Annotated in this window: 12 protein-coding genes; 10 read left to right on the top strand and 2 right to left on the bottom strand. The window is 72.0% G+C overall.

Annotated elements, in window-relative coordinates; translation table 11 throughout:
* Nucleotides 1-102: 102 nt before the first annotated feature.
* From ACZ7PG_RS02480 to ACZ7PG_RS02440, 9 genes are read left to right on the top strand one after another with little or no spacing between them, the layout of a single operon-like run.
* Nucleotides 103-1,347, top strand: a complete 1,245-nt coding sequence (locus tag ACZ7PG_RS02480) for an ABC transporter substrate-binding protein (protein WP_470237307.1) — start codon at nt 103-105, stop codon at nt 1,345-1,347.
* On the top strand, nt 1,344-2,357 hold the full coding sequence (locus tag ACZ7PG_RS02475; RefSeq protein ID WP_470237306.1) for a branched-chain amino acid ABC transporter permease: 1,014 nt from the start codon (nt 1,344-1,346) through the stop codon (nt 2,355-2,357). The genes ACZ7PG_RS02480 and ACZ7PG_RS02475 overlap by 4 nt, the downstream gene beginning before the upstream one ends.
* A complete protein-coding gene (locus tag ACZ7PG_RS02470; protein WP_470237305.1) occupies nt 2,354-3,400 on the top strand; it encodes a branched-chain amino acid ABC transporter permease in 1,047 nt (348 codons plus the stop codon). Before ACZ7PG_RS02475 ends, ACZ7PG_RS02470 begins: the two co-directional genes overlap by 4 nt.
* Complete coding sequence (locus tag ACZ7PG_RS02465; protein WP_470237304.1) at nt 3,397-4,131, top strand: ABC transporter ATP-binding protein; 735 nt, start codon at nt 3,397-3,399, stop codon at nt 4,129-4,131. The genes ACZ7PG_RS02470 and ACZ7PG_RS02465 overlap by 4 nt, the downstream gene beginning before the upstream one ends.
* Nucleotides 4,118-4,819 carry an ABC transporter ATP-binding protein gene (locus ACZ7PG_RS02460; RefSeq protein ID WP_470237303.1) on the top strand — a complete coding sequence of 234 codons (702 nt, stop codon included), beginning with the start codon at nt 4,118-4,120 and terminating at the stop codon, nt 4,817-4,819. Before ACZ7PG_RS02465 ends, ACZ7PG_RS02460 begins: the two co-directional genes overlap by 14 nt.
* Nucleotides 4,816-6,165 carry an MmgE/PrpD family protein gene (locus ACZ7PG_RS02455; protein WP_470237302.1) on the top strand — a complete coding sequence of 450 codons (1,350 nt, stop codon included), beginning with the start codon at nt 4,816-4,818 and terminating at the stop codon, nt 6,163-6,165. The genes ACZ7PG_RS02460 and ACZ7PG_RS02455 overlap by 4 nt, the downstream gene beginning before the upstream one ends.
* Nucleotides 6,165-6,797 (top strand): aspartate/glutamate racemase family protein, encoded by a 633-nt coding sequence (locus ACZ7PG_RS02450; RefSeq protein ID WP_470237301.1) that lies wholly within the window; start codon nt 6,165-6,167, stop codon nt 6,795-6,797. Before ACZ7PG_RS02455 ends, ACZ7PG_RS02450 begins: the two co-directional genes overlap by 1 nt.
* Nucleotides 6,794-8,173, top strand: a complete 1,380-nt coding sequence (locus ACZ7PG_RS02445) for an FAD-dependent oxidoreductase (protein WP_470237300.1) — start codon at nt 6,794-6,796, stop codon at nt 8,171-8,173. The genes ACZ7PG_RS02450 and ACZ7PG_RS02445 overlap by 4 nt, the downstream gene beginning before the upstream one ends.
* 8 nt (nt 8,174-8,181) lie before the next feature.
* Complete coding sequence (locus ACZ7PG_RS02440; RefSeq protein WP_470237299.1) at nt 8,182-9,651, top strand: dihydroorotase; 1,470 nt, start codon at nt 8,182-8,184, stop codon at nt 9,649-9,651.
* 52 nt (nt 9,652-9,703) lie between these two features.
* Here the strand turns inward: ACZ7PG_RS02440 and ACZ7PG_RS02435 are convergent, their stop codons facing one another.
* Together ACZ7PG_RS02435 and ACZ7PG_RS02430 are read right to left on the bottom strand one after the other, a co-directional pair.
* A complete protein-coding gene (locus tag ACZ7PG_RS02435) occupies nt 9,704-10,522 on the bottom strand; it encodes an IclR family transcriptional regulator (protein WP_470237298.1) in 819 nt (272 codons plus the stop codon).
* A gap of 101 nt (nt 10,523-10,623) precedes the next feature.
* The gene (locus tag ACZ7PG_RS02430; protein WP_470237297.1) at nt 10,624-11,019 is read right to left on the bottom strand and encodes a RidA family protein; all 396 of its coding nucleotides are present in this window, start codon (nt 11,017-11,019) and stop codon (nt 10,624-10,626) included.
* On the opposite strand from ACZ7PG_RS02430, the gene ACZ7PG_RS02425 reads away from it, so the two are divergent.
* Nucleotides 11,020-11,970 carry a helix-turn-helix transcriptional regulator gene (locus ACZ7PG_RS02425; RefSeq protein ID WP_470237296.1) on the top strand — a complete coding sequence of 317 codons (951 nt, stop codon included), beginning with the start codon at nt 11,020-11,022 and terminating at the stop codon, nt 11,968-11,970.
* The last annotated feature ends 6 nt before the right edge of the window (nt 11,971-11,976 follow it).

Raw genomic sequence — 11,976 nt, 5'->3', positions numbered from 1 at the left:
AGTCGGGGCGGGTGTCACGATGACCGGCAACAAACCTGGCGTTTCGCTAAGCGGAACGCTAGTCCTTCTAGGGTGCACAGCCTTCCAGTGGGAAGAGGTGACATGTCCGCACGAATGCTCGTCGCGGGACTCGGGGCGCTGGCCCTGCTCGCGACCGGGTGCGGGGGATCGGCTCCGATGGGGGCCGGGGGCGCCGCCGCGGGGCGGGACGAGGGCTCGGTCAAGATCGGGGCACTGCACCCGGTCAGCGGCTCGAACGCGGTCGACGGCCTGCAGATGCGCCGCGGCGCGCAGCTGGCGGTCGACGCCATCAACGCGGCCGGCGGCATCAAGTCGCTCGGCGGCCGCAAGGTCGAGCTGGTCACGGGGGACACGCAGGGCAAGGCCGACATCGGGCAGAGCGAGGCCCAGCGGCTGATCTCGGCCGGCGCGGTCAGCCTGGTCGGCACCTACCAGAGCGCGGTGAGCACCAACGTCGCCGTCGTGGCCGAACGCAACCGGGTCCCGTTCGTGATGGACGTGACCGCCTCCGACGCGATCTTCTCCCACGGCTACAAGTACTCCTTCCGCGTGCAGCCCGGCAGCAAGGCGATCGCGACGGCCGCCGCCCAGTACCTCAAGGCGGTGTCCGAGCAGGCGGGCAAGCCCGTCCGCAAGGTCGCGTTCCTGCACGAGCAGAGCGACTTCGGCAGCGGCGCGGCCGACGCCTTCACCGCGGCGGCCAAGCAGCTCGGCATCGAGGTCGGCCCGAACATCAGCTACGACGCCACCACCGTCAGCGACCTGACCGCCCAGATCACCCAGGTCAAGGCGGCCGGCGCGGACGTGCTGGCGGTCGCCGGCTACTACCGCGACAGCCTGCTGGCGGCCAAGGCGATCGCCTCGGTGAAGCCGGACCTCAACGCGGTCTGGGGCGTCTCGAACGGCGCGTACGACCAGCCGAAGTTCGTCACCGACGCGGCCGCCGTCGGCAACCTGTACTTCAGCACCAACTACCACTACGACGCGACCAACCCCGAGACCGTCGCACTGCGCGAGAAGTACCAGAAGCGCTACGGCGACCCGATGCGCACCGGCGCGGTCCTGTCCTACGACGCGGTCCAGGTGATCGCGCACGGCGTCGAGAAGGCCGCGAGCACCGACCCGGAGAAGGTCCGGGACGCGATCGCCGCCGCGCAGGTTTCGCCGTTGACCGTCGGGCGCGGGCAGATCCAGTTCGCCCCCAACGGCGACAACCGCAACGCCTTCCCGGTGCTGATGCAGGTCCGGGACGGGCGGGTCCAGCAGGTGTATCCCCCCGAAAAAGCCGAATCCCGGCCCGACTACAGGGTGGCGTGGCGACCATGACCGAACTCGACACCGGGGCGCCCGTCGTCCCCGAAACCGCACCACCCGACCGGAAGACCAGAGCGGACCGGGGTTTCCTCGGCCGCGCCGGCATCGTGGCCGCCGTCCTCGTCGTCGCGATCGTGCTCGCGCTGGTGCAGTCCGGCAGCGGCCTGGTGGTCTGGCAGTCGGTGGTCACCGGCATCCTGACCGGCGGGCTCTACGGCCTCATCGCGATGGGCCTGACGCTGATCTTCGGCGTGCTCGACATCGTCAACTTCGCCCACGGCGCGTTCCTCGCGGTGGCCATGTTCCTGTCGTTCGGCATGGTCCAGGCGACCGGGCTCCACCCGTACCTGACGCTCGTCGTGGCCGTTCCGGCGCTGTTCCTGCTGGGCGCGGCCGTGCACCGCGGGCTGCTGTCCGGGGCCGGCGGCCGGTCGCTGGAGAACCAGCTGCTCATCACGCTCGGCCTCTCCCTCCTGCTGGAGAACGGGCTGCTGATGTTCTTCGGTGCCGAACCGAAGACGATCGCGCTGCCCGGCGACTTCCAGTTCCCGCTGCTGGGCGCGGTCGTCGCGGGTTCGCGGCTCTACGCGTTCCTCGGTGCGATCGTGCTCGGAGGCCTCTTGTACTGGCTGCTGCGCCGCACCCGGTTGGGCACGGCGATCCGCGCGGTCGCCGCGAACGCGTCCGGTGCGTCGCTGGTCGGCATCAACGTCCGGCGGATGCACACGCTGACCTTCGCCATCGGCACGGCGTGCGCGGGTGCGGCGGCGGTGCTCGCCGGCCCGCTCGTCACGGTGACCCCGACGCTGGGGGAGCAGTTCAACATCACGGCGTTCGTGGTCGTGGTGCTCGGCGGGATGGGCAACGTCGTGGGCGCGCTCGTCGGCGGCCTGCTGATCGGGCTGGTCGAGCAGCTCACGACCATCTACCTCGGCGGCCAGAGCTCCCTGCTCGGCGTGTTCGTGGTGTTCGTGCTGGTGCTGTTCCTGCGTCCGCAGGGCCTGTTCGGGAGGCGCGCATGAGCATCACGATCGAGGCGCCGGCCGGATCCTCGGAAGCCGTCAAGGCACCGCCGCTGCGGCCGCAGAACAAGCAGCTGGCCATCCTCGCGATCCTCGTGCTGGTCGCCATCCCGCTGCCGCTGATCCTCCCGGCGGCCCAGGGTGCGGTCGCCGTCCGGATCCTGATCTTCCTGCTGATGGCCGTCGGCTGGAACATCATGAGCGGCTTCGGCGGGATGTTCAGCTTCGGCCACGCCGCCTACTTCGGCCTCGGCGCGTACACCTGCGCGTACCTGCTGGTGAAGCACAACGTGTCGCCGTGGATCGGGATGCTGGCCGGGATGGCGGTGGCCGCCGCGGTCGCCGTCGTCATCGGCTACTTCTCCTTCCGCTACAAGCTCCAGGGCGCGTACTTCGCGCTGGCGACCTTCGCGTTCGCGGAGATGCTGCGGCTGATCGTCACGAGCAGCGCGTTCGCCAACAAGTCCGTCGGGTTCAGCGTGCCGCTGATCCAGGACTCGTCGCTGTGGCTGATCCAGTTCCCGGCCGACTCGCCCGCGTACTTCTGGGTGGCCCTGGTCCTGGCCGGGGCGGCGGTCGCGATCAGCATCGTCTTCCTGCACTCCCGCGCCGGCCGCTACGTCACCGCGATCCGCGACGACGAGCTGGCGGCGGCGTCACTGGGCGCTCCGGTGTTGCGGCACAAGCTGCTGACGGTCGCGCTGTCGGCGGCGATCACCGCCGTGGCGGGCGCTTTCTACACGCAGTACTACCTGTTCGTGAACCCCGATCTCGGGTTCGGCTCGGCCATCTCGATCCAGGCGATCGTGCCCGTCGTGATCGGCGGCATCGGCACGGTGTGGGGCCCCGTGGTCGGCGCGATCATCATCGGCTCGCTCACCGACGTCACCGCGACGCTGCTGCGCACGCCACCGGAGTTCCTGGGCTTCCTGCAGGGCCGCAGCGGACTGGACGTCGTGCTGTACGCGGTGCTGGTCATCCTGATCGTGCGGCTGTTGCCCAAGGGGATCGTCGGAACTCTCGCTGCGAGGTGGCGTCGATGAGCATCGTGGAAGTCACCGGCGTCGGCAAGGCGTTCCGCGGCGTGCACGCACTGTCCGATGTGGACCTGGCGGTCGCCGAGGGCGAGATCCTCGGTGTCATCGGGCCCAACGGCGCGGGCAAGACCACGCTGTTCAACGTCATCTCCGGAGCGCTGTCCCCGGACACCGGCCGGGTGCGGCTGGCGGGCGACGATGTCACCGGCCGCGCGCCCGACCGGATCGCGCGGGCCGGGATGGTCCGCACGTTCCAGCTGATGCGGCCGTTCGCGAGTATGACGGTGGCGCAGAACGTCGGCCTCGCCGCGCAGCACCACCGGCTGAGCGCGAAAGCCCTGCGGGAGCACGCACTAGACGTCGTCGACCGCGTCGGGCTCGGACCGTGGGCGCACCGCAACGCGACCGACCTGCCGACCGCCGGGCTCAAGCGCCTCGAGCTGGCGCGGGCGCTGGCGACGCGGCCGAAGGTGCTGCTGCTCGACGAGGTGCTGGCCGGGCTGGTGCCGGCCGAGCGCGAACCGGTGCTCGACCTGCTCGCCACGCTGCGCGAGCAGGAAGGCGTCACGCTCGTGTTCATCGAGCACATCATGGCCGCCGTGATGCGGCTGGCCGACCGCGTCCTCGTGCTCGACCAGGGCCGCGTCCTGGCCTTCGGGTCGCCCGCCGAGGTCACCAGCGATCCGCGCGTCATCGACGCCTACCTCGGTGAGGAGCCGACCCATGCTGACGCTTGAGAAGGTGTGCGCCGGGTACGGGCGGATGCGGATCCTGCACGACGTCGACCTGCGGCTCGACGCCGGCGAGATCGTCGCGCTGGTCGGTGCGAACGGCGCGGGCAAGACCACGACGTTGCGCAGCATCTGCGGGCAGCTCAAACCGCTGTCGGGCCGGGTGACCTTGGATGGTGCGTCGACCGCCGGCCGGCGTCCGGACCAGCTGGTGCGCGACGGCCTGGTGCACGTGCCCGAGGACCGGGCGCTGTTCGGCACGCTCACCGTCGAGGAGAACCTGCGGATGGGCGCGTGGACCCGCACGTCAGAGCAGGCCGCTTCTTCGCTGGACGAGGTGTACGAGCTGTTCCCGGTGCTCGCCGAGCGCCGGACGCAGCTCGCCCAGACGTTCAGCGGCGGCCAGCAGCAGATGCTCGCGATCGGCCGCGCGCTGATGGCCGGGCCGCGGCTGCTGATGCTCGACGAGCCGTCGACCGGCTTGTCGCCGAAACTGACCTGGACGGTGCTGGAAGCGGTCCAGCGCATCCGGGACAACGGGGTGGCGGTACTGCTGGTCGAGCAGAACGCGAAGCAGGCGCTGGCCATCGCCGACCGGGCGTACGTGCTGGAAAGCGGGTCGACGGTACTGCAGGGCACCGGCGCCGAGCTGGCCGGCGATCAGCGCGTCAGGAAGGCGTACTTGGGACTGTGAAACGCGAACGAGCGGCTTCCGCCACCGCTTCGCTGGGTGCGTGGGTGTCCGAACTGGACGTCACGGGGGTCCCGGCCGCGGTGCTGGACCGGCTTTCCCTCGTCCTGCTCGACGTCGTCGGCGTCACCGCGTTGGGTGCTTCGCTGCCGGAGCAGCGTTCCTTGGCCGACGCGTGGCGCGCGCCCGCGGGCCCGGCGCCGCTGATCGGCGGCGGGAGGCTGGTGACGACCGACGCGGCGGCGTGGCTCAACGGGGTCGCTTTGGTGTCGCTGGAGCTGGACGAAGGGCACAAGTACGCCAAGGGTCACCCCGCGGCGCACGGGTTCCCCGCGGTGCTGGCGCTGGCGGCCGAGCTGGACAGCACGGGCGCGGACACGGCGGCGGCGCTGCTGGCCGCGTACGAGGTCGCGGCGCGGTTCGGCCGCGCGACCACCTTGCGCGCGGGCGCGCACCCGCACGGCAGCTGGGGCGTCCCCGGCGCGGCGGCGGGCTGCGCGCGGCTGCTCGGCCTCCCACCCGGCGCGGCCGCGGCGGCCATCGACACCGCGGCCGGCCTGGTGATCGCCGGGCACTTCGGCTCGGCGACCCAGGGCAACCCGGTGCGCAACGCATGGCTGGGCGCCTCGGCGACGTCGGGACTGGCCGCGGCCCGGATGGCGGCGGCCGGGATGGCCCGCACGACCGGAACGGCCGCACTTTCGCTCGGCACGCTCCTCGGCTCGTTGGACGCGGCGGAGCTGGCCGCGGAGCTGGGCACCCGCTGGGACATCACGCGCGGCTACTTCAAGCGGCACGCGTCGTGCTCGTTCACCCACCCGGCGGCGGACGCGGTGCTCGAACTGCGGTCCCGCCCGGAGTTCCGCGCTGCCGGGATCACGCACGTCCTGGTGGAGAGCCACGTCCTGGGCGCCGGGCTGTCCTCGCTGGACTGGTCGAACCGGCTCTCGGCGATGTTCTCGACGCCGTTCGTGGTGGCGACCGCGGCGTTGAGCGGCGAGGTCGGGCCGGAGAGCCCACTCTGCGACGCGGACGTGCGTTCTCTGGCGAGCCGCGTGCGCGTGGTCGAGGCCGCGGACCTCACCGCGCGTCTCCCGGACGAGCGCGCGGCGCGAGTGACGGTCGCGTTCGACGACGGAACGTCGCTCACCTGTGAAGTGCCCAACCCGGTCGGGGACGCCGACCACCACCCGCTGGCCGAGCCCGACCTGGTCGGCCTGCTCGCGAACTGGCTGCCCGCGGACGTCGTCGCTCGCGCGGCGGCGCTGGGCCGCGACTTGCCCGGCTTGCCCCGCGTCGGCGCGGCGCTGCGCGGGCTGGCCGGAACCGAAGAGAAGGAGCCGAACTGATGCGTGCCCTCGCGGTGACGCCCATCCACCTGCCGCCCGAGGAGATCCGGCGGCGGCAGGAGCGCTACGACCGGCTCGCCCCGCCCGGCCTGACGATCGAGCTGCGTGACGTCGGCCCGGCGGCGCCGAAGACCCTGGACACCGACGAGTCGATGCGGGTTTCGGAGAACGCCGTCGCCGCGGTGCTCGCGGATGCCGGTGAAGGCTGGGACCTGGCCTTCCCCGACTGCGTTCTGGACCCGGCCGTTCCCGACGCCGTCGCCGAACCGCCGTTGCCGGTGCACGGCCTGCTCAAGCTGTCCGCGAGCCACCTCGCCGCGAAGGGTGTCCGGTTCGGCGCGGTCGTGCGCAACGACGCCATCGCCGAGGAGTTCGCCAAGCGCATCGCTGCCTACCGGCTGACCGAGTACTTCGTCGGCGTTCGCGTGCTGGACCTGCCGTTCTCCGCCATCGCCGAGACCGAGACGTGGAACGCCGCCCTCGGCACAGCCGTCGGCGAACTCGCCGCAGCGGGCGCGAGCGCGGTCATCAACGGCTGTTCGGCCGTCGACGTCGAGCCCGCCGACCTGCCCGCGCGCATCGTCGACCCGACGGAACTCGCGATGCGGCTGCTTGCCGTGGAGGAGCGGTGACCGACGGACCGGACCTCGTCGTCGCCGGCGCGGGCGGCGGGCTCGCCGGGGCCTTGCGCGCGGCCGAGCTGGGCCTCAGCGTCCTGGTCGTCGAGGCGAGCGAGCACTTCCGGCGGGGCAACAACACCTCGATGTCCACGGCGATGTTCCCCGGCGCCGGCTCCCGCTGGCAGGCCGAGCAGGGCGTCGACGACTCGCCCGAGAAGTTCGTCGCCGACATCATGGCCAAGACGCACGGCCAGGCCGACCCGCGCCTGGCCCGGACCCTCGCCGAGGTCAGCGCGCCGCTGGTCGAGTGGCTCGCCGACTCCGCCGGGCTGCCGTTGTCGCTGGTCACGGACTTCAACTACCCGGGTCACGCCGTGCCCCGCTGCCACACGATCCCGGGCCGCCACGGCTCCGGCGTCGTCGACCACCTCGCCCGGCGCGTGACCGAGCACGAGAACATCGAGCTGCTCGCCCCGGCGCGCCTGGTCGACGTCCTGTCCGATGTGGACGGTGTGCGCGCGGCCGTCGTCCGATACCCCGACGGGACCGAAGAAGAGATCCCGACCCGGGCGGTCCTGCTGGCCACCAACGGCTTCGGCGCCGACGCCGACCTCGTCGCGAAGCACCTGCCGGAGATCTCGGGCTCGCTCTACCAGGGCAGCGACCAGTCGCTCGGCGACGCCCTGCGCATCGGCGAGAAGCGCGGCGCCGCCACCGGGTTCCTCGACGCCTACCAGGGCCACGGCGCGGTGTCCGCGAGCGCGGGCACGCTCGTCGGCTGGGCGACGATCATCCACGGCGCGATCCTCGTCGACCTCGAAGGCCGCCGCTTCGGCAACGAGACCCGCGGCTACTCCGAGTACGCCGCCGAGCTGGCCGCGCGGCCCGGCTCGACCGGCTGGATCGTGCTCGACGAGACGATCTTCGAGCAGTGCCAGCCGTTCCAGGACTTCCGGGACGTCGTGTCCGCCGGCGCGCTGGTCTGGGCCGACGACGCCGCCGGGCTCGCGAGGGCGACCGGCCTGCCGCCGGACGCCCTGGAAGCGGAACTCGCCACCACACAGGCGATCGCGCGCGGCTCACAGGCCGACGAGCACGGCCGCACCCACTGGGAGCGTCCGCTGACCGGCCGGCTCGCCGCCGTGCGCGTGGTGCCCGCGCTGTTCCACACCCAGGGCGGGCTGCTGGTCGACGAGCACGCCGCCGTCGTCGACACCGAGGACCGCCCGATCCCCGGGCTCTACGCCGCGGGTGGCGCCGCGGCGAGCATCTCCGGGCACGGCGCCGCCGGCTACCTGCCCGGCAACGGACTCCTGCCCGCCTTCGGGCTGGCCTACCTGGCCGCCGGCGACGTCGCCCGGCGCCGCACCCCCGACCCCGCAAGCTGAGGAGAGAAATGGCAACAACGGAACTGCTCGTGAAGAACGTCCGGGTCGTCCGCCCCGACGACGCCGACGGATCCGAGCCCGAGCTGCTGGACATCGCCGTCAACGACGGCACGATCACCCGCGTCGCGAAGGACCTGCCGACCGACGACGTCGCGCAGGTCGTCGACGGCCGCGGCCTGCTGGCCTTCCCCGGAGTCGTCGACGCGCACCAGCACTGGGGCATCTACAACGAGCTGGCCACCGACACCCGCACCGAGAGCCGCGCGAGCGCGCAGGGCGGCGTCACGACGTCGCTGACGTACATGCGGACCGGCCAGTACTACCTGAACAAGGGCGGCAGCTACCGCGACTTCTTCCCCGAGGTGCTGAGCGCCTCGGAAGGCAACGCCTACGTCGACTACGCCTTCCACCTCGCGCCGATGAGCTCGCAGCACATCTCCGAAATCCCGTACCTGGTCGAGGAATTCGGCGTCACGTCGTTCAAGATCTTCATGTTCTACGGCAGCCACGGCCTGCACGGGCGCTCGACCAGCCAGAGCGACTTCCTGATGATCCCGCCGGACGAGCGCTACGACATCGCGCACTTCGAGTTCGTCATGCGCGGGGTCCAGCACGCGCGGGAGATCCTGACCGAGTACGCGCCGCACCTGTCGCTCTCGCTGCACTGCGAGACGGCGGAAATCATGACGGCGTACACGAAACTGGTCGAGCGGGACGGCTCGCTGTCGGGCCTGCGGGCCTACAGCGCGTCGCGGCCACCGCACTCCGAAGGCTTGGCCGTCACCATCGCGTCCTACCTGGCGCACGAGACCGGGCTGCCGAACATCAACCTGCTGCACCTGTCGTCGGAGAAGGCGCTCTCGGCCGCGCTGACGATGGGGAAGGCTTTCCCGCACATCGACTTCCGACGCGAGGTGACCATCGGGCACCTGCTGGCCGACGTCGACACGGCGTCGGGCATCGGCGGCAAGGTCAACCCGCCGCTGCGCGAGCGCGAGGACGTCGAGGCGCTGTGGCGGCACGTGCTCGCCGGCGACGTCGACTGGGTGGTCAGCGACCACGCGTGCTGCCGCGACGAGCTGAAGTTCGGCTCGGACCGCGACGACGTCTTCCTGGCGAAGTCCGGCTTCGGCGGTGCCGAGTACCTGCTGCCCGGGCTGGTCGGTGAAGGCACGAAGCGGGGCTTGTCCTTGCAGCGGATCGCGCAGCTGACGTCGCAGAACCCGGCGCGTCGCTACGGCCTGCTGAAGAAGGGCACGATCGCCGAGGGCTTCGACGCCGACTTCGCGCTGGTCGACCCGGACGTCCGGTGGACCGTGCGCGCGGCGGAGTCCGAGTCCACTCAGGAGTACACGCCGTTCGAGGGCTTCGCCATGACGGCGAAGGTGACCGACACGTTCGTGCGCGGGAACCACGTGTTCGCCGACGGCAAGATCACCGGCGACCCGGTGGGCCGCTACCTCGAGCGCGGCCGCTGAACGCCGGTCGTGAGTGGGAAACAGTGTTCTAACCCTGTTTCTCACTCACGACCTATCGGCCGCCTTGCTCCTGCAGCCAGGCCCAGCTCTGCCGGATCTCGGCCGCGGCGTCGCGCACGAGGTCGCGGTAGCGGGCCACGGCGTCGGGCGTGAAGCGGTACTGCGGTCCGCAGATGCTGACCGAGCCGTGGACCTCGCCGTCCGGGCCGAACAGGGGAGCGGCGACCGATCCCGCGCCGGGCTGGCGTTCGCCGAGCGAGACGGCGACGCCGTCACGGGCCACTTCGGCGAGGGCCTCGCGCAGCTGCTCGGCGGTGGTGATCGTGTGCTCGGTCAGCGCGGGGAGCTCCCGGTGCAGCAAGGCTTCCCGGTGGTCTTCGGTCAGCGACGCGAGGATCACCTTGCCGGAAGAACCGGCGTGCAGCGGGAACCGGCGGCCGAGCTCCACGGTCATCTTGATCTCGCGCGGGCTCTCGAACTGGTCGAGGTACACGCGTTCGTCGCCGACCAGGCCGGAGAGGGTGGTCGTCTCGCCGGTCTCGTCCCGCAGCCGCCGCAGGACGGGAAGCGCCGCGACCCGGGCGTCGAACCGGCGCAGGGCGCTCGCCCCGAGCGCGACGGCCGCGGGGCCGAGCCGGTAGCCGGCGACACCGGCGTCGGTGGCCAGCACCTCGCGCGAGACGAGCGACTGCAGGATCCGGTAGACGACCGCCTTGGACAGGTCGAGCTCCCGGCTGATCGTGCTGACGCCCAGGTACCGGGGGCCGCCGGTGAAGAGCAGCAGCACGTCGGCCACCCGGGCGGCGGCCTCGGTGCCGGCGTTGTCCGACGGGGCGGCGGGCTTGCGCCCGGCGGTACTGTTGACGGCCACGCTCGTGGTCCTCGACTTCGTTTCGCTGACAGGAACGGTTCGGTCCGAATCATAGCACTTTGGTGCCGTGCTTCAGGTAAACCGTTCCGGCCAGCGATACGTCACCCGACGGCGGTGCCCTCGAGCTCGACCAGCTGGCCGGGGATGGCCAGCCGCGTCACCCCGAGCATCGTGGTCGGCGGGGCCACCCCGGCGGCGCCCAGCCGGGCCGCCAGCACGCCGTAGTGCGGGAACAGCCCGTCCACGTCGGTCGTGTAGACGTTGAGGCGGACCAGGTTCGTCAGCGTCATGCCGGCTTCGGCGAGCACGGCCTCGAGGTTGTCGAGGCTCAGCGTCAGCTGTGCGGCCATGTCGCCGTCGTGCTCGGGCTTGCCCTCGGCGTTCGTCGCGGTCTGCCCGGAGCAGTACAGGGTCCGGGTGTGCCCGGCGACGAGCTCCCCCTGGTTGAACCCCAGCTCCGCGGACCACGTCGTCGGGTTGACCGCCGTTCGTTCCACATGCGCGCCGACCGGCTGGTCTCGCTGGTACTGCTGCTGCGGCAACGCGGCCGGCTGACCGCGGACGCGCTCGCCCGCGAACTGGACGTGTCGACGCGGACCGTGCTGCGCGACATCGAGGCGCTGTCGACGTCCGGTGTCCCGGTCTACGCCGAACGCGGCCGGCACGGCGGGTTCGCGCTGCTGCCCGGGTTCCGGACCGAGCTGACCGGGCTGAACCACGACGAGGCGCTGGCGCTGCTCGCCACCGGATCGGGTCTCGGCCTCGGTCCGGCGCTCGCGTCGGCCCGCCGCAAGGTGCTCGACGCGCTGCCGGAAAGCCACCGCGCCACCGCGAGCGACGCGGCCGGCCGGTTCCTCGTCGAGCCGGAGACCGACCTGCTTCCCCGCCGTCCGGCCGCCGAGGAGGCGCCCGCCCCGGCCCTGCTCGAGATCCGGCGCGCGGTCCTAGCCGGACGCCGGCTGCGCCTCCACTACACGGCCGCCGGGTACGAGCCGGAGTGGCGCACGGTGGACCCGATCGGCCTGGTCACCGTGCGCGAGCGGGGTTACCTGCTGGCCATTCGATCGGGCGAGGACCGCACCTACCGGCTGTCGCGAGTGCTGGCCGCGGAAGGACTTCCCGAACCGGCGCGGCGACCGGCCCGTGTCGACCTGGACCGGGTCTGGCGGGAGCGCTGCGCGCAGTTCCTCGCGGGCGGGCACACAGCGGTGCAGCTCCGGGTGGACCCGGCGCGGCGGGAGGACGTGCTGCGCACCGCGGTGGCGGTCCGCGCGGCCGAGCCCGACGCCACCGGCCGGCTGCGCCTGGAGGCGACGTACCAGGACGCGTGGCACGCCGAGTGGGCGCTGTGGCAGCTCGGCGCCCACGTGGAAGCGCTGGCGCCGCAGTCTTTGCGCGCCGCCTTGCGTGACCGTGCTGCCGCGATCGTCGCCCGTTACGAGGACTGAGGAGGC

The organism is Amycolatopsis sp. NPDC114504 (assembly GCF_055633595.1).
The sequence above is the reverse complement of the archived record's forward strand: the minus strand, read 5'-3'. Positions and strand labels throughout refer to the sequence as shown.